The organism is Streptomyces atratus (assembly GCF_040655115.1).
Lineage (GTDB): Bacteria > Actinomycetota > Actinomycetes > Streptomycetales > Streptomycetaceae > Streptomyces > Streptomyces atratus_D.
This window is the reverse complement of record NZ_JBFAJH010000012.1, coordinates 54,561-77,933: the sequence shown is the minus strand read 5'-3', so window position 1 is coordinate 77,933 and position 23,373 is coordinate 54,561. Positions and strand designations below refer to the sequence as shown.

Here is a 23,373-nt window from a genome sequence, read left to right as displayed (position 1 = left end):
CCACGAAGGACAGACACAAAATCCATGTCGCTCCGACGGACGGCCCCGGGAAAAACGGGACCGCCCTTGACATGCACGACGTCGGGCCCGGGGCAACGCCCGGACACACGCGAGCCGCTGTCCGCCTCGGCACGGCGCTGAGGCCACCGCTGCGGCGGTGACGGTCACGCCTGGTCGGTGCCCAGGGCTGTTTCGGCGCCCTGGCCGGCCCAGCCGTGCGGCGTGCGCCACAGGACGTGGACGCCGAAGATGTCGTGGATGGTGGCGGCCGACCAGTCCTCGGCCGGGGGCCCGGCCAGGACGAGGCAAAGCCGGTCGGCAGGCGTGGGCAGGGTGTGGTTGATCTCGAGGAGGCGGGCCGCTCCCGAGCGGAGGTCGGCGTACGTGGAGCGGCCGGCGCCGAGTACTTCGTAGAGCGAGTGACCGTCCTCGGTCTCGCAGTCGACGTCAGTGACCGCGGAGTCGGGCTTCGGCTGCCGGTCCGCTCGCAGCAGGGCCGCCATCAGTTCGAAGCGCACCGCCTCATGGGTCTTGCAGGTGCGGTCCGCTGCGGCCGAGGCTTCCAGGACGTGGAGAAGGCTCGCGCTCGGATCTGCCTTTTCCGGTGCGGTGGGGGCGGCTGCGGTGGTGGTCATGGCTTCGGCTTCCTTCGGCTCGGACTGCCCGGACGCCTCGCGCGCCTCGGGCTGTGCGGACGGCGTGGGTGTCTCGGGCGGCGCGGCTGTTGCGGACCGGTGCGCTGACATTGCGCGGTCCGGCTCGTTCTCCGCCGCCGGGTCGGCCGCGGCGCCGATGCGCCGCTCGATGGTCCGCCGCGCCTCGGCCAGGTCGTCGGCCCAACCGCTGAGCTCCAGCTCGGCCCGGAACCGGTCCAGGTCCGGCGTGCCGGAGGCCGACGCGCGGTTGGCGTTGGCCGCCAGGTCCCGCAGCAGGTTCAGGCGTGTCCTGTTCGGGGAGCCGAGTACGCGCCAGACGTCCAGCCAGTCGTGCTGGTCCAGGCGCAGGCAGCGGTTGGCCATGCCCTTGAGCTCCGAGAGCCGGGCGCGGGCGTCGTCCGGGACGTTTCCGCCGGCCAGTTCCTCGACGACGACGAGTGCATCGGCGTAACGCGTGGCCATGGTGGGCGAGATGGGCCGGCGGCCGCGTTCGTCGACCGTGACGAAGCTGACGCTGGAGGCGTGGCGGAGCACCCAGGCGTCCAGCTCCGTCCCTGCGGCCGGGGGTGTGGAGCCGTGGCGCACGGCCATGAGCAGTGGGCGGTCCGTGGCGGGTGAGACAGCCTCGACCTTGTAGTTGCCGCCGGTGGTGTGGCCGATCACCCGGACCCGGATGTCGGTGCCGATCTCCGGGATGTCTCCCTCCGCCACCGGGGCGGCGCCGATGCCGGGGTTGGTGACGATGCCGCGGAGCGGCTGTTCCGTAGTGCCGGCGGTGTCCGTCAGTGCCTCCGGGAGCGGCGCGGTGTGCAGGACGGTCAGGCTCTGGGTGCTGCGGGTCAGCGCGATGTAGAGCTGACGCAGGCCGGACGGGCCGCGGTCGGCGATGGTGGCGGGTTCGACGACGAGGACGTGGTCGTACTCCATCCCCTTGGCCTGGCCGGCCGCCAGGACGGACACAGCCTCGCGTTCCTGTTCCGTGATGCCGTCGGCCTCGTCCAGGTGGCGGCCGATCTCGTCGAGCCAGCCGGAGTCGTCAGGAACGATGACGGCCACGGAACGCGGCGTGCGGCCGTCGCTGGTGCCGACGAGGCGGACGGCCTGGGCGACGGTGTCGCCGAGCAGCTTCCACGGCTCGGTCGCGATCGTCCGTACGGCGTCCGCGCCGGCCTCGCGCACGGCCCGCGGGTAGGGCAGCGAGGGTGCGACGGTACGGGCCAGGGGTGCGACGAACTCCATGATCTCGGCGGGTACGCGGTAACTGGTGGTCAGCTCTTCGACGCGCCAGTCGCCGTGGTCGGACAGGAGCGCTCCCAGGCGGTCCCACTCGGTGTGCGGATAAGGGCCGGTGGCCTGGGCGAGGTCGCCGAGGACGGTCATCGAGCCGCCCCTAGCGATGCGGCGGCGCAGGGCGCGGGCCTGCATGGGGGTGAGGTCCTGGGCCTCGTCGACGACGATGTGACCGTAGCGCCGCGTCGTCTCGCCCGTGATGAGGTACCGGAGTTCTTCCAGGCAGACGCGGTCGTCCAGGGTCCAGGGGTCGTCCTCGGCCTTGTCGGCCCGGGGACGGTGCAGGGCGGCCTGCTCCTCCTCGTCGAGGATGCCGTCGGCGCAGGCGCGCAGGAGGTCGGGCGAGTCGTAGAGGCTGCGCAGGGCCTCCCGGGCGCCCGGCGACGGCCAGGCACGGTCGAGGAGGCGCTCCACCTGACGGTTGCGTTCCAGGCTGCGGCGGATCGTGCCGTCCGCGCCGCGACGCGGGGCGAGGACGGCGAGTTCCCGCAGGAGCCGGTCGACGAGCAGGCTGCGGAAGCGGTCGCGGCGCTCGCGGTGGGCACCGTCACCGCCGCGCGCCTCGTCAAAAAGGGCGCGGACCTCCGAGCGCGGAATGCGCAGCGTCGTGCTGCCGGCGATGACGGTGAACGCCGGCTCGTCGCCCTCGAAGGAGGGTTCGGTGAGGAGGCCGTCGAGGGCCTCGGGACGGCACTCGTGCTCGACGCGGCGCCGCAGGACGGCCGCCATGCGCTCGTCGGACTTCACCAGCCGTGCCCGCGGAGCGTCGGTGCCGAGAACCTCGCCGTCCCACAGGCGGGAGAGCTGGACGGCGTTGACCTCGCGGGTACCGAGGGTGGGCAGGACCTGGCCGACGTAGTCGAGGAACCGCTGGTGCGGGCCGATGACGAGGATGTCCTGGGCCTTGAAGTGGTCGTTGTTGACGAGCCAGGTCACGCGGTGCAGACCCACGGCGGACTTGCCCGTGCCCGGGCCGCCCTGCACGACGAGGATGTCGGACGGGGAACCAGTGACCAGGTCCATCTGGTCGCGGCGGATGGTCTCGACGATGTCCCGCATGCGGCCGCTGCGCGAGCGCTGGAGCTCGCGGAGCAGGAAGTCGTCCGGTTGCAGGGGCTTGCGGCGCTGGACCCGGGCTACGTCGGCGGGCGTGTGGGCCGATGTACGTCTTCCGCGCTCGCCGGCTTCCGGCTGCTTCGCGGCTCGGGGCGGTGCTTCCGCCCTGGCCTCGTCGGCGGTGGCGGGCTCCGCCGTGATCGCGTCGTCCCCGGCGGGCCGCGGTTCCGGGACGGCTTGCAGCACAGGGGCGACGGGTACGGGAGTCGCCGAGGCGATGTCGTCGAAGTAGTCCTCGACGACCTGCTGCGCGCAGCGTAGTTGCCGCCGCAGGACGACGTCGCCCGGCGTGTGCGGCTGCGCCTCGAACCACTTCGTGGCCAGCGGGCTGGTCCACAGCACGACGACGGTGTCGCGGGTCCGGACATCGGATACGGCACGGCGGCCCACGTACCAGGGGCGGGGCTCCTCGCCGGGATCTTCCGGCGCGTCGACACGGGCGATCACCAGGGACTCCCCGCCCAGTCCCCCGTACGCCTCGGCCTTCTTCACGACGTCGAGCCGGTTGGCGATACCGTCCTTGCCGCTGGCCGAGGCCTGGGCGGCCGACGTCCCGGTCATCTCGGCGAGGCGCGCGGTATAGCAGTCGTACGCCCGGTCGACGGCCTTCTGCTCCTCTGCAATGACCTGGTTACGAACGATGGTGTTCATCTGCTGTCCCTCCCTGGCGCCGTCCGGCGAAACGCCGCACCGGGTATACGTCCGCACCGCGCTGAATAGCCATCAGGACCGGTTTCATCATGGTGAGTCGGAGCCTTGCCCCCGAGCCGGACTCCCGTCCCCTTTGAACGTGGATCAGGACACGCGTGGGACGGCCTTCTGCGCGGCGACAGTCACGAAGACGGCACCCTTCTGAAGCTGCCACCCCCTCAAGCATGTCAGCCATTGACTGAGTTCACAAGCCCACCCCGTGCTTATCGGCCACCCTTAAGTGCCGGATGACAACTCGTCCGGATATCACCTGCACCACCACCGCCGGTGCACCAAAGCGCCTGCGCACGGCTCTGTCACTGACATGCCATACGATGCGCACACCTGTTCACACCCCTTCTGTTTGAGGATCCTTACGTCATGTCTCTCGGTGTCACGTCCCGTTCCCTGCGCGGTATATCCGCTGTCGTAGCTCTGATCTCGGTCGGAGCGGTGGGGTGCTCCGAAGCCCTCGACAGCGCAAAGGCAGGCGCCAAGAAAGCGGTTCGCCAGCGATCGGTCTTCTCGCTCGCGACCGGCGACTGCTACAACCCGAACAACGGGGCACCCAAGAGCGAGGAGTTCAGCGTCGAGGTCGTGCCGTGCAAGGAACCGCACAAGGGCCAGGTCGTCAGTGACTTCAAGATCGACGGGCAGTCGGCGTACCCCGGCGAGGACAAAATCGCACAGATCGCCGACGAACGATGCCCTGCCGAGGCGCAGAAGTTCACCCCCGACGCCTGGTCCCTGCCCAAGGGCGTCGACGTCTACTACTACTCCCCCACCAAGGAGAGCTGGGCGACGGGCGATCGGGCCGTGAGCTGCTCGTACACCAAGGAAGCGGGCACGTTCTCCGATTCGTTGAAGAGCAAGCCCCTGAACGCCGACCAGCTCGCGTACCTGAAGGGTTCGAACGCCGTCTACGAGGCCCTGTGGACGAACCAGCCTGAAGCAGACAATGTCGAGGGCGACTTCGCCGGCTACAAAAAGCAGGCCAAAGCCGTTACCGCCGCGCTCGGCACCCACCTCACGGCCCTGAAGAGCATTCAGCAGCCGGAGACCGTCAAGCTCCGTGCACGGCTGAAGGAAACCGCCGATGCGTGGGAGAAGGCCGCCTCGGCAGGTGACACGGACGCCTTCTACCTCGCCTACGACCGGGCCTTCGCCGGTATCGACCCGGGCAAGACGGTCGCCGCCCGCAAGGAGCTGAAACTCGCCACCACCGTCCCGGCCGACGAAGCCGAGGTCTGGGCCGGCTGACCTCGCCGGATCACGTCGACCGGCCGTGCCCCTGCCGGAGGGCTGGGATACCGAGGCGGCCGAGCGCTTCCGGAGTCAACTGCGGGAGCACTGGCCGAGGAACGGAAGCCGTTGTCGGTGGGTGTGACGGTGATCGATTCGGATTTCCGGTCTGCCGTCACTCCCGGGACCGGGCGGCCTGTTTGACCGGATCCCCACGGCGGGGCTCGGCCTCGGCCTCGGCTGAAGCCTCAGGCCTCCTGCCCCTTCGGGCGGGCGGCCGTCGGAGGCCGCCCGCCCGAAGGTTTGTGCTCACCGCTGGGCAACGCCATCGGCCCGGACGGACTCATCTCCGGCCGGCCCGGACCACCGTGCGACCGCCGTCGCACACGGCTCTTCCCCATGCCGTCGGCTCGGAGAGCGCGATCACGCTGCGAGAGGCGTGCCTGGCAGTCACCCTGCGGCACGGCAACGCCGTGCCGCAGGGTGACGCCGCTGGGCTCCGCCCTGTTGAGAGGAAGCGCCCAGCCGGAGGTGCCTACGCCCGGAAGGGACCGGTCACCTCGTACGTGATACCGGCGGACGAGCTGCCGGTCGTACCGCGCTGGCTGGAGAAGTACAGCCGCTTGCCGTCGGGCGAGAAGGCCGGTCCGGTGATCTCGGAGGCGGACTGGCCGGTGATCCGCAGGAAGGGAGCCACCACGTCGTCGGGCGTGATGATGCAGATCTCCATGTTGCCGCCGTCCTCGGCGACGAACAGGTCACCGGAGGAGGAGCCGGTGACATTGTCGACACCGGTCAGCGGGGCACCGCCGCCCACCACCAGCGAGTCGTCGTAGGCGAGTTCATAGGTGTTCGTGGCCAGGTTGACCTGCCAGACGCGGTTGTCGCCCTTGGTGGTGAACCAGACGGTGTCGTTCGAGTAGTGGCAGCCCTCACCGCCGTTGAACCGCTTGGCACCGGAGACCTGGTCACGGGTCACGGTCGGGGCGCCGTCCGGGTCCGGCACGGTCGCCCAGGTGAACGAACCGGAGGTGGCGGTGCCGGCCTTCAGCACCTGGAGCGTGCCGGCGGACAGGTTGCCCCAGGTCGTCGGGATGAAACGGTAGAGGCAGCCGTTGGTCTCGTCCTCGGTCAGGTAGATCACCTTGCGGACCGGGTCGGCCGCGGCCGCCTCGTGCTTGAACTTGCCCATCGCGTCCCGGCGGACGGCCGCGTTCACACCCCACGGGTCGGTCTCGTACACGTACCCGAGGCTGACCTCCTCGCAGGAGAGCCAGGTGTTCCACGGGGTGGCGCCACCCGCGCAGTTCTGCCGGGTGTTGGAGAGGATCCGGTACGCGCCGATGGTCGCGCCGGTCGAGGAGAACTTGACCGCGCTCGCACCGCCGGAGGGATTGATCTCCGAGTTGGAGACGTAGATCCAGCCGGTGCCGTCGGCGAAGCAGGCGCCGCCGTCAGGGGCGTTGTGCCAGGTGTGGTTGGTGGAGCCGACCTTCTGGCCGGACCGGGCGATGACCCTGCTGGTGAACCCGGCAGGCAGCTGTATGCCGTTGGCGTCCGCTGCACCCAGTGCCCCGTAGGGTCCGGAACCGGGCTGAGCCGGGGCCGCGTAGGCGGCGCCGTGCATCAGGGTTCCGCCGAAGGCCGCGACCGAACCGCCGACGACCGCTCCACGAAGGAAATTGCGACGTTCCACGTGTCACTCCAGGGGGAGGTGGTGACTTGCCCGCCACCGGTCGGCGGCGGGATAGAACGCTTCCGGAAGGTAGAGGTGACGAATTGACAGGGTGTGAACACCAAGACATCCCGAGATGATGAGCGCATGCCACCCGTATCGATGAAGCCGTATCCCAAGAGCGGCCGTGAACCGACCGTCGATGACCTGCGCGAACTCGACGCCCATGCCGCGCAGTTCACCGGCACTCCGCCCCGGGTCGCCGAGACGCGGCCACGGGCTGCGCGTGCCCACCGCCCAGTTCGTCGAATATGCCGGCGATCTCGTCGGTCATCCTGTGGACAGTCTCGACCTCGCCTTGGCCGATCCGTCCGGTGGGCTCGGTGATCCGCTCCCGGTCGTCCGCGTTCGCCACGCGCTCACGCTGCCGCTGGCCACCACGAGAAACCCGGATACTGTCCGCTTGTTCGAAACGAGCTCCGAGCCAGGGGCTGCACGCGGGAGGGGCGTCATGAGTGGTGCGGAATCGGTCGACAGTACGTGGAAGCTGAGCGACGAGGAGGGCGGGTCGCTCGCGGGCCGGTGGTGGAAGTGGGCCATGTCCGCTCCTGACGACCTCAGCCCGGTCAAGGACACCACAGGCGAGCACGCCGCCTGGAAGCAGCCGGACGACCTCTGGTTCCTGGCCGGCACCTACGGCGGTCGCGTGGTGCGGCGCTGCGCGATCCCCTCGGACCGGCCGGTCTTCTTCCCGGTGCTCAATATGCAGCACACCAGGTCGTATTCGAGGGTCCCTCAGTCCATGACGGTGGCAGAGGCCACGGCGTCACTCAACAGCATTCCGTTGCCGCTGCAGGAGTTCTCCGCATCGTTCAGGACGGGGCTGACCCAGCGCTACGCGTGGGGCATCTGGGGCGGCATCGCGTCGCTGACTCCCGGACAGTACGTACTGGAGATCAAGGCCAGGGCCACGAATGGCTTCTGGGTCGACACGACCTACCACCTGGAGTCGAAGGCCTCCTGATCCTGACCGCTCTGTGAGTGGTCTGGCGCCGGGCAGGGAGCCGTGGCCGGGCGCTGAGGTTCTGGACGTAGGGGTGACGGGCCTTGTGGAGGGCTACCGACGCCCGCCACCGTCCCCGTAGCTCTGCGAGAGCGTCACTTCCGCCCGGACCGTCTTGGTTTAGGCGTCGCAAACTGTGCATCCCCAGCGGTTCGCGTAGGCGTCGATCAGGAGGAGACCGCGGCCCGAGCCGGCGTCGGTGGGGACGGGGCCGGGTGGCGGCTGGGGCGGGAGGCCGTCCGGGCGGGTGTCTGTTACCTCGATACGGACGGCGTGGGGCAGGAGGAGGAGCGTCAGCCTGAAGTCGCGGCCGGGTAGGCAGCCGTGGGTGATCGCGTTGGAGGCCAGCTCGGCCGTGACCAGGGCGACGGTCCGGGCCGAGTCGGAGCCGTACGGGATGTCGCACCACTCGTTGAGCTGCTGCACGGCGAGCGTGCGGGCCAGGCGGGCGCCGCGTCTTGTGCTGCTGAGGCGGAGGCTGAACTCGGGGGCTGCCGGGCGAGGTTCGGGGACGATTGTCCGAGGCTTCACGCTGCCGTCGTGGACGGGTGGATGTGGTGCCGACCAGGTGTGATGGCCGTACGCGGTGGTGGTCGTACGGGGTGGAACGCGGGTGCCGGCCTTGGTTGTACGGGGCTTGTACGGGCGTTGTACGGATCCGGGGCCGTGTCCCAAGAATGCGCCTTCCTGTTGAACCATGCCCAGTCGCAGTGGGGTGACCGGAAGGGCGTGAGGGCAATGCGGGATACGCGGAACGGCCGCGCGACGAAGACGAAGGAGGACAGCGAGCTGCCAGGGGTGTGGGTGGCCTACGGCAAGCTTCTCCAGCACCTGCGCAAGCGGGCCGAGTTGAATCAACAGACACTCGGAGATGCCATCGGGTACTCCCTGGAACAGGTCGCGTCGGTCGAGCAGGGGCGACGACCCGCGAAGGAGGCGTTCACCGTCGCGGCGGACCGGGTGCTGGCTGCGGGCGGGGTACTGGAAGTGCTCCAGGCCGATGTGGACCGGGCGAAGCTTCCGCAGTTCTTCCGCAACTTCGCCCTCATCGAGGCGGAGGTGCTGAGCCGCTTCTCGTACGATCCGCTGCTGGTGCCTGGCCTGTTGCAGACGGAGGCGTACGCACGGGCCGTGTTCGGCGGCCACTGCCCGCCGTTCAGCGAGGAGATCGTCGACCAGCACACGGAGGCGCGGCTGAGCCGCCAGAAGCTGCTGACGCGGGACCCGCTGGCGGAGCTGTCGTTCATCATCGGCGAGGAGGCGTTGCGCGACCCGGTGGGCGACGGCGAGGTGATGCGCTCGCAATGGCAACACCTACTGAAGGTCGGCACGTTGCGCAACGTAGAGATTCAGGTCATGCCTGCCGGGCAGGGGTTCCATCCTGGGAAGAACGGGCCATTCGTGACGGTTCAGACGAAGGAACTCCAACACCTCGGCTACTTCGAGTCGCAGGGTGTCGGGTGCGTCGTCGGCGATCCGGCAGAGGTCAGTTCGTTCGGGTTGCGATATGGCAAGCTGCGATCGCAGGCCCTGAACGTCGAGGCGTCTGCGCGGCTCATCGAACGGCTGGTGGGAGAGACATGAGCGTGGAGCAGGTAACCGAGAACGTTGACGAACTGCGCTGGTTCAAGAGCAGCTACAGCGGATCGGACGGTGGCGACTGCGTGGAGTTGGCTGCCGGCCCCGGTGCGGTCTACGTACGGGACTCGAAGGTCGCGGGCGGCGGGCCGGTGCTGCGGGTCGGCCGTGGCGAGTGGGCAGCGTTCGTGTCGCTCACGCGGGGTTAGCGTCGACGAGGCTTCCTGGACGGAAACCACGGGCTCGCCCGCATCACGTGAGGTGATGCGGGCGAGCCCGTCGTCATGTGGAAGGCTCAGAACAGGGCGCCCTCAGCGCCCTCACCGAAATCCGAGCCACCCCGAGCCGCCAACTGCTCCTTGCGCTTCCGGATGGCATCGGCGGAGGGCTTCGGCATGTCCGGATGCTTGGCGGGCTTCTTGTGCAAACCGAGGTGGACCTCATCGGCGTACGCCTGGTGGTTCAGCTGGCGCAGCCGGTCGATGATCTCGGTGCGGGCGAGCAGTCCGATGGTGTAGCGGGCGCCCTGGTCCGTCTCGTGGAAGCCGTGGTCGAGCGGGAACGTCTCGTGGGTCGGGTCGGCGTGCGAGGTCTGCCCGGAGTCGTCCAGGAGGTCGAACCAGCCGTATGCCTCGACGGTGGCGCGGTCGATCTCCTCGTGGATACGGCGGAGTTCGACGATGTCCTCGGCCGCCGATGACGGCCGGTTCTCCGGTTTCTTCTCCAGCAGGCCCTCCACCGGTTTCCACGAAAGTCTGCATTTCTCCCGCCCTCCACACGATTCACACAGCGACACCATGATTCACGTCTGTGAACAAAGTCAATGAGCGTAGTAGCCTGACACGTACTACGCCGCTGGGACGCCGGCCTGCCCCGACCGCCACATGACCCCGGAGACCTTCGATGAGTACACCGAACGCCGTACCGGTCAGCCTGGCCGAGATCGCCCGGATCGCCGGTGTCGGACGTGCGGCGGTCAGCAACTGGCGTCGCCGCCACGACTCGTTCCCGTCCCGCATCGGTGGCACGGATGTCAGCCCTCAGTTCTCGCTGTCCGATGTCGAGCGGTGGCTCCGCGACAACGGGAAACTGACGGACGCCGGCGCGCGCGAATTCCTGTGGCCCCGGTTCGAGGCACTCGGCAGCCGGGACGAGTCCGGGCTCGCCATCGCCGAGTCGGCTCGCAGGATGCGCGCCCCCCGGGCTCGGGCCACGACATCGGAACTCTCGGCCGAGGCCAGGGATCTGGTCGGCGCGGCTGCCCGGCTGGGGCGGAGCGAGGGAGTGCGCGAGACGTTCGAGTTCCTGTTGCAGAGGTGGCTGGACACCCACGTACGACAGCTCAGCACCACGCCTCCTCAACTGGCCTCCCTGATGGTACGGATCGCGCTCGGCGCCCGCCTGGGCGGAGGCAATGGCGGGCTGACCGTCTTCGATCCGGCGTGCGGCACCGGCCACCTGCCCGCAGCGGCCGCTCAGGAGTACCCCGGTCCGGGCCTGGCCCTCCTGGGATGCGAACGAGACCCGGCCCTTGCCGCACTCGCCACCGCACGTCTCGGCTTCGCGACGGAGGACCGGAACGTACGCACGGAGATCGCAACCGCTGACGCGTTGCGCGACGACCCGTTCGCGGGGCTGCAGGCCGACATCGCACTGTGCAACCCCCCGTTCAACGAACGCGGCTGGGGTTACGAGGAACTGGCCACCGACCAGCGCTGGACGCACGGACTGCCACCGCGCACCGAACCGGAGTTGGCGTGGGTCCAGCACGTGCTGACCCACCTCAGGCCCGGCGGCACCGCTGTCGTCGTCCTCCCGCCGGCCGTCGCCTCCCGCAAGGCGGGCCGCCGCATCCGGGGTTCCCTGCTGCGCACGGGAATGCTGCGAGCGGTCGTAGCTCTGCCGCCCGGGTGCGCGCAGCCGCACAGCGTCTCGCTGCAACTGTGGGTCCTGCGGGCCACTGCCACCGGCGCCCCGGCGTCCCCGGGCCCTCAGGACGCACTCCTGGTCGACGCGACACGGCTCGGGAAGCCAGGAGCTGCTCGCGAGCAGGGCCCCGACTGGGACGCCCTCGCCGGCTTCGTTCTCTCTGCCGTGTCAGAGCTCGACACTCCGGAGGCTGCGCTGCCCGAGGGTGCCGTGCGAGTGTCTCTCCTCGATCTACTGGATGACGAGGTGGACGTCACGCCCGGCCGGTATACCGCGTCGGGCACGGAACCGTCCGGCATCGAGCTCGCCGCGTCATGGAACGAATTGACCGGCTACCTCTCAGAGCTGTCCCACTTGGTCCAGCACCTGTCGAAGCTCGGCTTCGAGGGCGGAGAACCTCGCACGACAGCCACGGTGGGCGACCTGGTGAAAGCGGGGGCGCTCACTCTGCGCGCCGGTCAGCAGCCGTCGGACACGGCAACGGCACTTCGGGGTGCGGCCGTACCGCTGCTCACCGTGCCCGACCTGCTGATGGACGGCCGCCCCAGCGGCCTGACTGCGCCCGACGCGGCCCACACCGTGGCCGAAGAGGGGGACGTCGTGGTGGCCGGAGTGGTCCGTGCCTTCAAGGCGTGGGTGCACGACGGCCCCCCGGTGGCCCTTGGCCCACAGCTCTACGCCCTGCGTGTGGTCCCGGGGAAACTCGATGCCCACTTCCTCGCCGGCTGCCTGCGCGCACCCACCAACGGCCGACAGGCAGGCACCCACGCCTCCAGCTCGTCCAGGGTCGATGTCCGTCGCCTTCTCGTGCTTCCGCTTCCTCTGGAAGAACAGGCAGCGTACGCGGAGACCTTCCGCCGCCTCACCAGCTTCGAGGCGCTGCTGACGCGAACCGGCGCCCTTGGCAAGGGCCTGGTGAACGATGTGAGCGACCGGCTCTCAGCGGGTGGTCTTACCGTCTGACGCAGAAGACAGGACCTCCTGTGCCTGCGCCGCCTTGTCACCGGCGTTCGCATTCTGGAATGCGACTCCCGCTGCGACCAGGGCGACAACGGCCGAACCGGCCATCACCGCGGCTTCCTGGACATGCGTCGATGCTTCAACGTCAACCTCCTGTGGGGCCGCGCACAGGCAAGTGGGGTGCTGGAGTACGGAGGACGGAGGCCGCCCACCGTTCCGGCCGGGCAGTCAGGACACAAGGTCGACTTCAGGACGCACACACGACCGCACCGTTTCGCCCCCGCCCTTTTCACTTACCTGGAGTCGCACCGCGCCTGTTCCGATTGCGAACACGCCATGCGACCGGCCGGTCAGCAGTGGGTGAGGACTGGACCTGTCCGGTATTCGCCGTTGATTTACCTCAATTGCCATTCCTTCCAGGGACTTTGATGGGTCATCATCGAATCGGTGGAAAAAGTCGGGCACTCGGTGCCCGCACGGAGTGGAGGAGGCGCGGAGTGCGCAATCGGGTGCGCGCAAGAGACGGGCGGCATCTGATGGTGGAGCGTCTGGGCGACCCGCGGGGCAGACCGGTCTTTCTGCTGCACGGAATGCCCGGCAGCCGGCTCGGTCCGGCCCCGCGCGGCATGGTGCTGTACCAGCGCAAGACACAGCTCATCACCTACGACCGGCCGGGCTACGGCGGCTCCGACCGGCTCGCGGGCCGCTGCGTGGCGGACGTCGCGGAGGATGTGCGGGCCATCGCGGACTCGCTCGGGCTGGAACGGTTCGCCGTCGTGGGCCGTTCCGGCGGGGCCCCGCACGCCCTGGCCTGCGCCGCACTGATGCCGGACCGGGTCACCCGTACCGCCGCTCTGGTCGGGCTCGCCCCCTGGGGCGCGGACGGACTGGACTGGTTCGACGGGATGGCCGCCTCGAATGTGCTGGCGTACTCCACGGCGGTGGCCGACCCCGACGGGCTCGCGGAGTCCTTCATCTCCCGGTCGGAAGTGATCAGACAGAATCCGGTCAAACTCCTCGACGATCTCCGCCGGGAGCTGACCGACTCCGACCGGGTCATCGTCAACGACGCCGGAATCCGTTCCATGCTGCTGCGCAACTACAGTGAGGGGTTGCGCACTTCGGCGTACGGATGGATCGACGACGCGATCGCGCTCTGCACCCCATGGGGCTTCGACCCGGCGGACATCACCGGCTCCGTCATGCTGTGGCACGGCGAGAAGGACGTCTTCTCACCGGTCGGGCACTCCCGCTGGCTGGCCGGGCAGATCCCGGGCGCCACCGCGGTGCTGGAGCCGGCGGCGGCGCACTTCGACGCGCTGTCCGTGCTGCCTGTCGTCCTCAACTGGCTGTTGGAGGAGCAGGCCACCGCCGCCCCCTCGAAGGGCTGACCCAGGCCGGGCCCGCCGACGGCGGGCCCGGTCGGCTCAGATCGTGATCGGCTCCAGTTCGCGCTGGAACCGGCCGTCCTCCCGGGCGATCCGGGTCAGCGGATGCTCGTCGCCGAGCTGTCGGGTCAGCTCTTCGACCACTTCGGCCCGCACCTGGAACGCCTCGTCCTTGCGCCCCATCTCATCGAGCGTGACAGCCATGTTCGCCGTCATGGCCAAGGTCTCCGGATGGTGCGCCCCGAGAGTCTCCCGAAGCTGCGCGGACACCTGCCGCTCCGTCGACAGCACGATGTCGAGGTCACCAAGGTCCGCGGTTGCGTTGGCCAGGTTCATGACGCAGAACAGGGTGTGCGGATGCTCGCGTCCGAACACCTCGCGCATCGAGGCGACCACCCGTTTCAGCAGTTTCTCCGCCTCCTCCGCCGCCCCGGCCCCCGAGACGTAGACGCCGAGGTTGTTCTGGGCGGCCAGGGTGTACGGGTGTTTCTCGCCCGGGACCTTCATGTACTGGTCGACGACTTCCTGCGCGGTGTCCCTGGCCTCGACCGCCTCACCGGCGGCGAACAGGTCGGCCGCCATGTTGAGATCACAGGCCAGCGATTCGGGGTTGGCCGAGGTGTACTTGGCCCGGTACCTGGCGCGGGTGGCCACCGTCAGCCTGCGGGCGTCCTCCAGCCGGCCCGCCCTGCGCAGCGAGACCGCGAGGCTCTTCGCCGCACTCAGCGTGCCGGGGAAGGTCGGCCCGAGGTGTGTCTTGTAGCTGTCGTAGGTGCGGCTGAGCAGACCGACGGAGTCCTCGTACCGTCCCACGTCCCGCAGATCACGCCCCAGGCTCATGGCGGAGGACAGGCTGTACGGATGGTTCGGGCCGAGCACTTCGGTGCGCCGGTCGTAGACGTCCTGATCGATCTCCCTGGCCCTGGCGTACTGCCCGACGAGGCGCAGGTTGAGCGCCAGGTTGTTGGCCGCCGCCAGCGTCCTGGGGTGTGCGTCGTGGAAGATCTGGCTGAACCCCTCGTGGGCTTCCGTCGCCAGCTCGATCGCCCGGTCGTACTCGCCGAGGGTGCCGAGGTCCGTCGCGAGGCTACTGGTGGTCATGTACGTGTGCGGGTGCTCCGAGCCCAGTACCTCCCGCTGCCGGACGAGCGTGATCTCGTCGAGTTCCTTCGCCTCCACATAACGTCCGCGCGCGCGATAGATGTTGGAGAGGTGGAAGCAGAGGTAGAGGTATTGGAGATCCCGCTCGCCGAGCATCTCCTCCCAGGCCTCACGCAGTTCGGCACCGAGGGTGCCGGCCGTCCTGAAGTCACCGCGCTTCCACAGGTAGCGCACCCGGTCGATCAGGAGCCTGCGGGTCTCGGGCTCCCTGCAGTTGCGCGCATCGGACGGGCCGAGGTGCGGCCAGATGGTGGCGAACCGCGGCCAGGTCAACGGGTTGTCGATCGGCTCGTCGTCATCGGGCCGGGCACCCGCCAGAATGCGGTGGACGACATGCCGGGCGTCGCGCTGCTCCTCCTCGCTGAGCTGCGCCCGGATGACGGCCTGGACGAGGCGGTGCACCTGGATGGAGTTGGAGACCTGGTCAACCTTGGCGAGGGCGAACCGGCCGATCTCCCGGATGACCCGCCCGAGCACCAGCTTCTCCTGGAGCGAAGGGTCGTACGGCTTCAGCGCCTCGATCATCTCCTTGCTGTAGAGCAGATTGGCGTTGATCGGCTCGGGGGCGAAGAAGGCGCAGAGCTGCAGCAGCCGCACTGCGGCGGGCGAGCGCTCCTTGAGGCGCTGGATGGAGATGTTCCAGGTGGCGGCGACGGGTTCCGGGTAGCCCGCGGGCTGATTGAGGGCCAGGACCTGAGGGGCCTGCTGGGCGAGCTGTTCCAGATAGGCGTCGATGGGCGTGGCGGTCTCCGCGATCCAGGCCGCCGCCTGCTCGACTGCGAGCGGCAGGTCACCGACAGCGGTTGCCACCTGCGCGGCTTCCTCGACGCTCAGCCCCGGGGCGCGGCGCTGGAGGTGCTCGATGGACTCCTCCCGCAGGAAGACGTCGACGGGCAGTGCGTCGCCGTGCTGGGACCAGGTCTGGTTCCTGGAGGTGACCAGGATGTGACCGGAGCCGCCCTGCGGGAAGTAGCGCCTGAGCCGTTCGGGGTCGTCGGCATTGTCGAAGACCAGCAGCCAACGGTCCGACGGAACTCCGCGGCGCAGCAGGTCGACGGCCTCCTGGGAGGCCGCGGCCATGTCGTCGCCGCCCTGGGCGCCGAGCCGGCCGGCGAGTTCGGCGAGGCCGGCCACCACGTCGTCGGTCTGCTCGGACGATATCCACCACACCAGGTCGTAGTCGGCCATGAAGCGGTGCACGTACTCGAGAGCGACCTGGGTCTTGCCGACGCCGCCGAGCCCGTACAGGGTCTGCGGCTGCGGAAGCACGACGGCCATGCCGCCGCCGAGCTGGTCGCGCATCCGTTCCAGGACCAGGGAGCGGCCGGTGAAGCCCGGGTTGCGGGGTGGTGCGTTCCAGATCTTCGGCACGGTGCCGGGGAAGCGCGGCCCCGGCGCGACCCCGTCGACGAGCTGCACCGGGCGGTCAAGGGCACGCATCAGCGCCGCAGTGGCATGCACCTCGTCGAGCCGGAACAGGTCGACGGGGTTGCGGTCGATGTAGGGCGCGGAGAGGCGTACGTCCCCGACCCTGAGGGGCAGAAGCTGACGCCTGCCGCCGCCCGGGTCCTCGGCGACCGCCCGGTCCCACAGGCCCACGGCCCGCTGGGACTTGAGATAGGCGCTGGAGAGCAGGACGACGGTACGGGTGGCGGTCTCGTCCGCGGTGTGCGCCGGGTCGGCCGCGCCCGGTTCGGCGGAGACATCGCGCGGGACGACACGGAAGCCGGCCCGGGTGAGGACCGATTCGATCCAGTCGGCCCACATCCGGTTCTCCGCCACATAGTTGAGGTAGAGATCGGCGGGCAGCGCGGGCCTGCGCCGGGTGAAGGCGTCGCGGATGCGGAGCCGCACCTCTTCCCCCACGGGGGGCATCGAGGTGATCTCCCGGTCGGTGATGACGGCGGTGAGCCGCTCGAAGGCGGAGAGCAGTGAGTTGGTCAGACCTGCCTCGTCGCCGAAGGTGGCCAGCGTCTCCTCGTACGCGTAGTAGGGACGGTAGGGAATCTCCACCGCTCCCCAGTAGGCGGTGAGTTCGTCACTGGACAGGTCCCGGGGCAGCCGGTCGAACTTCAGCCGGGCCAGGGCGCGGCCCGCGTCGGCCTTCTCCTTCTCGCCCTCGTCGATGCGCATGGGAACGGGGAAGATCGAGATGGGGCGGCCGGTGTAGCGTTCGGAGATCTGCCGGGCGACGGACGCCGCGCCGTCGATGGACTGGTCGCTGAGCGTGAAGCAGTCGACAAGCAGGTCCGGAAGGTGGACGGTGCAGATGTCGGCGATGTCGCTGAGACCGGTCCGGCTGTCGATGAGTACGTAGTCGTAGTTGGCCTTCATGTCGTCGCGCAGGGCGTCGAAGAAGTGTCCGCCGCCGAGCCGGTCGTAGAAGTTGTCCCAGTCGAAGGTGGAGACGGTCGCGGAGTATTCGCGGTTCTGGCGCCCGGCGGAGACGAAGTCGAGGGTGCCCCCCTGCGGGAACTCCCAGCCGAGTGCTTCCGGGGTGAGGGAGACGGCGTGCGGCTGGATGCGGGCGTAGTCGCGGTGCCAGTCGTCGGCACGCTGGACCGGGCTGGTCGCGGCCCAGGCGTACTCGGTGATCAGGTCGATGACGCCGGTGGTGGCGCCAAGTGTCGACGGGTCGAGGAAGGGATGGAAGAACCGGTGGAGTCCGGGCGCCTCCAGGTCCCAGTCGACGGCCAGTACCCGTTTGCCGTTGGCAGCCAGGATCCAGGCGGTGTTGGCCAGGGCCATCGTGCGCCCGGTACCGCCTTTGTACGAGTAGAAAGTGACGATGCGTCCGTCACGCCCGGCCGTCATACGTCCTCCGCATCCGTCGCAGGGTCGTGCATGTCCGGTATGAACTGTGTGTTGCCCATGGGCCCCATCAGTCGTGTCCGTTCAGTGTGGCCGCCCCCCGTCGCCGGCGGATAGACCGCCGCGTGGCGCAGATACTGCTGGGCCGCCGCCTCCACCACCTGGGGCAATACCTGTCCGAAGGCATCCATGCTGGGCACTCCCCTTGCCGCGGCGCGGCAATACGCGCGCCCCTGGCGGATCTTGGACGGCATGGTCTGTTCGAGTTTCTCGGTCAGCTCCGCCTCGGCGGCTCTGCTCTGGGGGTCCTCGCGGTTCCAGGGCACCACCATGGTCACCCACGGGCGGTTCTCGGCGTCGAACGCCGCGAGTCTGCGGCGTCGGTCCTCGTCCATCAACGCCCAGCGGTCGACGACCAGGATTTCCGGTCTGTTCGGTGGCCCCTTGCTCTCCGCGTGGCCGGACTCCTCGTCGAAGGAGGTGATGGTGGCCTGGTAGTTGAGGGCGCGCACCAGGTCCTCGGCGACATAGGCCAGGGGGCGTGCGGAGGCCGGGTGGTAGGGGTTCCAGTCGTGCGGGTTGTCGCCGTAGTAGTCGGCGTTACGCCCCTCCGGCAGGTCGTGGCGGGTCGGAGCCGCGATGGTCACCTTCATCGGGCGAGGCGCACCGGCACCGCTGCTCTGCGAACCGAAGGCGCTGGGGGCCAGCCGGTAGTCGACGGGGCGGCCCACTTCGATCCGGGCGGTGGCCGCGACGCTGACGATGCGTTTGGCGAGTTCGTAGACCGCCCGTTCGTACTCCTGGGCGAAGAGTCTGAGTTTGATCAGCCCGTAGAGTCCGTCACTGACATAACGGTCCCCGAAATCACGGTGATTGAACTGCAGCCGCTCCGCCGGCCCGGGCAGTTGGTTCGGTGGAACCGGCACCCAGAGCGCGGGCACGATCGCTTCGGCGGGCTGATTGCTGCGAGCCCGGTGGGCGATGGCACGCTGTTCGAAGGCGTGCCACTCCTTTCCGCACATCTCGCTGGCGAAGTAGCGCGGCGAGAAGAGCGGAACGAACACCCGGCAGGTGGCCAGCACGCTGCCGAGCCGTTCCGACCACCCCTCGCCGGACCGTATCTCCCGGTCCATGAACCCGGCGGAGGCACCCGCCGGAAGGTCCGTCATGGCCATTACATGGCCACAGAGATCCTGAAATAGCCGCTCGACCCACATATCCGGGTCCGTTCCACCGCCGTACCCCGGTGTATGCGCATAGCTCAAGAAGAAGTACGGCCGATGGTCCGCCGCTCGCGGTTGCGTTGTTGCGTGCACACGACCCCCGTCCTGTGTGAGCACTCGCATCCGAGGAGTGTGGGAAGAATGCGAGCGAATTCATCATTCCGGAGCGGACCTTGCTCCACCCCCATGGCGTTCGGTCATTCACCGCCGCTTTTCAGTCATCCATCCTCACGCCCGGTCCATCACGTTCTTGATCCAAAGCAGTCCTGCAACTGTTCTTCCCGGATGTCCCCTGTGTGCCGCTGATCTCCTTCCGGACTGCGGTCAGCAGCTGCTTTCCGTCGATGGTCAGTTCGGCCGCCGCTTCGAGCGTGTCGAGTGCCTGCGGCACCCCGTCCAGGAACCGGGGGTCGAAGAGACCGAGCCCCACCCGCTCATAGGTCATGGACAGCAGTCGGGAGAAGGGAACGGACTTTTCCTGCCAGGGCGTCCGATGCTCCCAGGATCCGTCCGATGCGTACAGATCCGTGACGTCCACAAGGGCCGTCAGCTTGGCCCGCCGGAATCCGCGGAGCAGGCCGAGCGCCAGCTCCTCGCCATCCGTGTCCGGCCCGATCCCCAACGCCCCGTAGCCGTGCCGCCCCACCGCGGGGTGTCCGGTGGTGAGCGGCGTCAGCGCGGTCAGGCTGCCGGCCATCTCGGCCGCCTGCTCCGGTACGACCGCCGTCAGCCGTTCCCAGGCCCCGGAGAGGCGCGCGCTCCACGCATCGGCCTCGGACTGCCCGAGCCGGGGGGCGACGGGCGTACCGAAGCAGTCCCGGTACGGGTCGAGGTCGTCGAGCACGAAGCCGGGCGCCCCGCCGATACCCACGTGGCGCACCGGAAACCAGCCAGGGTCTTCCGTCGACGTCCGCACGATCCGCCGTTCGGCGGCGTGCCCGTCCCTCCGGATCAGGAATCCGTCGTCGGTGGCGCGCACGAGGGCGTTGCCGTGCTCCCCCGCTCCACCGATCCGCACCTCCCCGAGAGTGGGGAGGAAGATGCTGCCGTCCTGGCAGGCGACAGGGACGTCCCGTGCGAGTCCGGCGCGTACGGCGGCAGCGGCCACGGACGACGACAGCCGCAGCGTCGCCGCCCGGTCGGCGCCGGGCCGTTCGGCGTACACGGCGTCCAGCGCGTCGAGCAGCCAGGTGCGGGTGTACGGATGGGCCAGTACACCGTCCAGGCCGTCGGCGCCCGCTTCCGTCCGGTCCAGGGCCTGCACCAGCTCCCAGGCCTCGTCCCAGCGCTCCCCGCCCCGGCCGTCGAGGTCTGCGTGGAGCCGGGCGAACAGAGTGCGCGTCAGGTCCTGGTCAGCGGCGATCAGCTCGTACGGCTCCGCGACCGCGGCCGACTCGGTTTCCGTGGCCGTCCGCACCTCGATGCCCTGCACCAGTGCCTCGAGATCCGTGCAGTACACCGAGGGGTTGTCGAATCCACTGTCCGAACGGTAACGGTGCGTGTAGAGCCCTCCGCCGCACGAACGTACGACGGGGCAGCGGCGGCAGGTCTCGCTGACCCCGGCCAGTCCGAGCTGCCGTGCCCGGACCCCGGGATGGGCTGCGACTTCGTCGAAGGCGTGCGTGAAGACGTCGAACCCGGTGGAGGCGGCACCTTCGTAGGCGCTCTTGAGCGAGTCCACCTGCTCCAGTTGCCCGTCGGTCTCGACGACCACGAGATCGGTGGGGGCCAGGCCCAGGGACTCGGTGAGACTGGGGCCGCCGCTCAGGCTGGACAGGACCGAGGAGAAGATGCGCACCGGCACCGGCCGGCCCCGTTCCCTCCAGCGGTCGAAGATCGCGAGGAGCCAGTCGGCATAGGCCGTGGGTGATCCGTCCGGACGCGGCGGCGGCTGGTCCCAGGTGGCGTGCGGAAGAAGGAAGTCGATGAGCGGTGGTTCGAGTTCGGCCAGGGCGTCGAGCACCGCGTGCGGATCGTTCCGGATGTCGACGGTGCACAGAAGGCCGAGGTTGAGGTGACGGTAGCGCTCCTGGCGGAGGAGCTCGACCGCTCGCAGGACCAGAGGGTGGCTGGTGCGTCCGTCGGCGAAACGGCGATGCCGGTCGTTGGCGGCCCGGTCGCCGTCGAGCGAGATGCCGACCTTGACGCCGAACTCGTCGAAGAGGTCGAGATAGCGCGGGCTGAGCTGCAGACCGTTGGTATGGATCCGTAGATCGAGGTCGGCGATGCCGTGCAGCGCCGAGGTGAGCTCCTCGCAGACGCGGCGCAGGCGCGCGGGGCCCGCCAGCAGAGGCTCCCCTCCGTGCAGGATCACTGACACGGAGGGCAGTGCATGTGTCTTGGCATGCTCAGCCAGGCGCTGAGCAGTCCGGAAGATGACTTCGTCAGAGATAGTTTTCGGACGGGTACGCCAGCTCTGATCTGCATGTTCATAGACATAGCAATGGTCGCAGGCAAGATCGCACCTGCTGTGAACCTTGAGAACGATTTCGCGGAAAGGGACCAGGGGTCCTGTCATTCCACCAGTCTAGCCAGCCCTGAAGGGGTGACTAGAGAGCCGAGTTGAAGGTAGGTGCCTGGGTCAGGCGACCGGCGGAGGCGGCATGCACCCGTCCGAGCTTCCGGGTGGCTTCTTTGCCGCGCGCGTCGATCTCGGCGAGCGGCACACGGCTCTTCTTCGCATCGGCGAAGGAGCGGGAGGATTCAGAGTTCTTCACGGCCGTCCTTGATGGGATTGTTCCGGACACGGAAACTGCACCGTCCAGCTGCACCATTGCAGTGTCCGGCGGCACGACTTTACTCTCATGACCTCGGTTGGCAACTGAGGGCATCCTCTTGCAACGCGAGCGTCACCTGGGACCGCCCAAGACGCTACGGAACCACCTATTCCGCCATATGGGTGAAGACAAAACCGCAGACGGGAGTGAACATGACGGCGATTCCCGGACCACTGCAGAGCCTGGTCTTCCGGAACGCTGATCTACCGGCGCTCTTTCACCACACGGACGCCATCGCGATCGCACGCCAACGGGAGGCCGTGAACACCACTCGCTGGCAGCTCATCCTACTGGTCGTGGGCACGATACCGGCAGCGCTTCCCTGGCACTGGAAGGTTGCTGACACGTTTCAACTCGCCGATGGAGTCGGGGTGTTGGCCTACGTGGGTGTCCTGATCACGACATACCTCACCTCCCGCCGCAAAGCAAAGTCGCATTGGCAACTAAATCGCTCGGCAGCAGAGTTCATCAAATCGATGTGCTGGCGCTACTCGGTGCACGGCTCACCTTTCGACACCGGCATCCAGCACCCGGAGGCGGTGTTCGCCAACCGGCTGGAGGAGGGGCTGCAGGAGCTCAGAAAAGTCGGCTGGGCGGACCCGCGCGACCGGACGGCGGATTCGGGCGGACTCATCACGGACTCCATGCGCGAGTTACGGGACAAGGCGTTTACCGTACGCAAGGAGACATACGTACGGGATCGACTGATCGAACAGCGCAGTTGGTACCGCCGCCGCCAGGAGGTGTCCCGGCGCGCCACCCTGGTCTGGTCGACCACGATCGCCGCACTGACCACCCTCGCCCTGGTCCACGGACTGTTGAGGACGTTCTCCGTCGCCCAGACCTTCGCCGCGACCGGAGTACTGTCGGCGGCTGCGGCGGCCTGCCTGGCGTGGAGCGAGATGCGCCGCCACCATCCGCTGATCTCCGCCCACTCGCTGGTGGAGAAGGATCTCGAGTCGATGCAGGTCGCGATGGAGACCACGCTGACCGAACGGCAATGGCCCCGGGCGGTGTTCGAGACCGAGCGCATCGTCTCCCCGCAGCACACCGACTGGCTCGCCCGGCACCAGATGTGACGAGCGACCAGTAGATCCGTACGTGAAGTGCTGTTGCACATCCGGCCGTATACGACCGACGCCTACGGATCCGGTCAAGCGCGCTGGACCCCGTCGCGCCAGATCACCGTGACCGGGCGGCCGAGCGTCCGCGCGTACGTCACGATGTCGCCCGTGCCGCCGAAGCCGCGGGCCGGCCGGCCGTCCCACACCGCGAGCAGCCGGTCGCAGTGGTCGGCGATATAGGCGCCCGCCGCGTAGTACGCCTCGTCGGTGGAGTGCGGGAAGTCCAGCAGGACCTCCCGGGCCGCCCGGTCCTTGAGGCTCTTGTAGCGGGCCAGTTCGGCGCCGGCGGCGAAGGACGTCTCGTAGTCCCCACTGGGGATGACGACGGTCAGTTCCGCCCCGCAGGCGAGCGCCAGGTCGGCGAAGAGCTGATCCGCGCCCACGGCAAGGCTGGAGAGGGCTTCCAGGGAACCGCCGAGCCCGCAGAGTGCCGCCCGTATCCCGGCCAGCACATGGGCGTGCGCCTCCTCGGGAATGCTGCGATGGCCGGTCACTCCGATGCGTTTCACGGACTGGAACCCCCTGGAGTGTCTCCGGGGGTCCCGGAGGACATCCCTCCGGGAGGCACAGCATCCGCCCCCGTCGTTCCTGCGCGACCGACCTCCCCCACATCCTCTCAAAAGCCGCGGGGTATGCGGGAGCCCCCGCCCGGAATTCGGGCGAGGGCTCCGTCATGTGTGCGATCGGGCG

17 protein-coding genes are annotated in these 23,373 nt (G+C 68.8%); 7 read left to right on the top strand and 10 right to left on the bottom strand.

Translation table 11 applies throughout. The features are described 5' to 3' along the window. Positions 1-164: 164 nt before the first annotated feature. The gene (locus AB0I23_RS16560) at positions 165-3,713 is read right to left on the bottom strand and encodes a HelD family protein (protein ID WP_359109885.1); all 3,549 of its coding nucleotides are present in this window, start codon (positions 3,711-3,713) and stop codon (positions 165-167) included. Between the two features lie 420 nt (positions 3,714-4,133). Between AB0I23_RS16560 and AB0I23_RS16555 the strand changes: the two genes are divergently transcribed. After that, positions 4,134-5,012: a septum formation family protein gene (locus AB0I23_RS16555; RefSeq protein WP_359109884.1), complete on the top strand. Its 879-nt coding sequence runs from the start codon at positions 4,134-4,136 to the stop codon at positions 5,010-5,012. Between the two features lie 517 nt (positions 5,013-5,529). Here AB0I23_RS16555 and AB0I23_RS16550 read toward each other — a convergent pair. Then, a complete protein-coding gene (locus AB0I23_RS16550) occupies positions 5,530-6,690 on the bottom strand; it encodes an alkaline phosphatase PhoX (protein ID WP_359109883.1) in 1,161 nt (386 codons plus the stop codon). Positions 6,691-6,907: 217 nt separating this feature from the next. Next, positions 6,908-7,084: a hypothetical protein gene (locus AB0I23_RS16545; protein WP_359109882.1), complete on the bottom strand. Its 177-nt coding sequence runs from the start codon at positions 7,082-7,084 to the stop codon at positions 6,908-6,910. Positions 7,085-7,180: 96 nt separating this feature from the next. Here AB0I23_RS16545 and AB0I23_RS16540 point away from each other — a divergent pair, with 96 nt between their 5' ends. After that, positions 7,181-7,693, top strand: coding sequence for a hypothetical protein (locus AB0I23_RS16540; RefSeq protein WP_359109881.1), 513 nt, complete (start codon positions 7,181-7,183; stop codon positions 7,691-7,693). 159 nt (positions 7,694-7,852) lie between these two features. On the opposite strand, the gene AB0I23_RS16535 is transcribed toward AB0I23_RS16540, so the two are convergent. After that, positions 7,853-8,263 carry an ATP-binding protein gene (locus AB0I23_RS16535; protein ID WP_359109880.1) on the bottom strand — a complete coding sequence of 137 codons (411 nt, stop codon included), beginning with the start codon at positions 8,261-8,263 and terminating at the stop codon, positions 7,853-7,855. A 207-nt stretch (positions 8,264-8,470) separates the two neighbouring features. On the opposite strand from AB0I23_RS16535, the gene AB0I23_RS16530 reads away from it, so the two are divergent. Next, complete coding sequence (locus tag AB0I23_RS16530) at positions 8,471-9,316, top strand: helix-turn-helix domain-containing protein (RefSeq protein ID WP_359109879.1); 846 nt, start codon at positions 8,471-8,473, stop codon at positions 9,314-9,316. Beyond that, complete coding sequence (locus AB0I23_RS16525; protein WP_359109878.1) at positions 9,313-9,519, top strand: DUF397 domain-containing protein; 207 nt, start codon at positions 9,313-9,315, stop codon at positions 9,517-9,519. Before AB0I23_RS16530 ends, AB0I23_RS16525 begins: the two co-directional genes overlap by 4 nt. Before the next feature lie 86 nt (positions 9,520-9,605). Here AB0I23_RS16525 and AB0I23_RS16520 read toward each other — a convergent pair whose 3' ends face one another. Next, entirely contained in the window at positions 9,606-10,049 is a 444-nt protein-coding gene (locus tag AB0I23_RS16520; RefSeq protein WP_359109877.1) for a hypothetical protein, read from the bottom strand. A gap of 164 nt (positions 10,050-10,213) precedes the next feature. On the opposite strand from AB0I23_RS16520, the gene AB0I23_RS16515 reads away from it, so the two are divergent. Both AB0I23_RS16515 and AB0I23_RS16510 read left to right on the top strand, forming a co-directional pair. Next, positions 10,214-12,202, top strand: coding sequence for an N-6 DNA methylase (locus tag AB0I23_RS16515; RefSeq protein WP_359109876.1), 1,989 nt, complete (start codon positions 10,214-10,216; stop codon positions 12,200-12,202). Positions 12,203-12,696: 494 nt separating this feature from the next. Then, the gene (locus AB0I23_RS16510; protein WP_359109875.1) at positions 12,697-13,590 is read left to right on the top strand and encodes an alpha/beta fold hydrolase; all 894 of its coding nucleotides are present in this window, start codon (positions 12,697-12,699) and stop codon (positions 13,588-13,590) included. Between the two features lie 36 nt (positions 13,591-13,626). On the opposite strand, the gene fxsT is transcribed toward AB0I23_RS16510, so the two are convergent. The 4 genes from fxsT to fxsA form a co-directional block, all read right to left on the bottom strand. Beyond that, entirely contained in the window at positions 13,627-17,562 is a 3,936-nt protein-coding gene (fxsT, locus tag AB0I23_RS16505; RefSeq protein ID WP_359109874.1) for an FxSxx-COOH system tetratricopeptide repeat protein, read from the bottom strand. Next, on the bottom strand, positions 17,559-18,905 hold the full coding sequence (fsxC, locus tag AB0I23_RS16500) for an FxsC protein (protein WP_359109873.1): 1,347 nt from the start codon (positions 18,903-18,905) through the stop codon (positions 17,559-17,561). Before fsxC ends, fxsT begins: the two co-directional genes overlap by 4 nt. A 91-nt stretch (positions 18,906-18,996) precedes the next feature. Continuing rightward, a complete protein-coding gene (gene fxsBH, locus AB0I23_RS16495; RefSeq protein WP_359109872.1) occupies positions 18,997-21,300 on the bottom strand; it encodes a radical SAM/SPASM protein FxsBH, inactivated beta-hydroxylase extension form in 2,304 nt (767 codons plus the stop codon). Between the two features lie 31 nt (positions 21,301-21,331). Further along, positions 21,332-21,499 carry an FxSxx-COOH cyclophane-containing RiPP peptide gene (gene fxsA / locus AB0I23_RS16490; protein WP_359109871.1) on the bottom strand — a complete coding sequence of 56 codons (168 nt, stop codon included), beginning with the start codon at positions 21,497-21,499 and terminating at the stop codon, positions 21,332-21,334. A 212-nt stretch (positions 21,500-21,711) separates the two neighbouring features. On the opposite strand from fxsA, the gene AB0I23_RS16485 reads away from it, so the two are divergent. Further along, positions 21,712-22,638: a DUF4231 domain-containing protein gene (locus tag AB0I23_RS16485; protein WP_359109870.1), complete on the top strand. Its 927-nt coding sequence runs from the start codon at positions 21,712-21,714 to the stop codon at positions 22,636-22,638. Positions 22,639-22,712: 74 nt separating this feature from the next. On the opposite strand, the gene AB0I23_RS16480 is transcribed toward AB0I23_RS16485, so the two are convergent. After that, positions 22,713-23,192, bottom strand: a complete 480-nt coding sequence (locus tag AB0I23_RS16480) for a hypothetical protein (protein ID WP_359109869.1) — start codon at positions 23,190-23,192, stop codon at positions 22,713-22,715. Positions 23,193-23,373 lie beyond the last annotated feature (181 nt).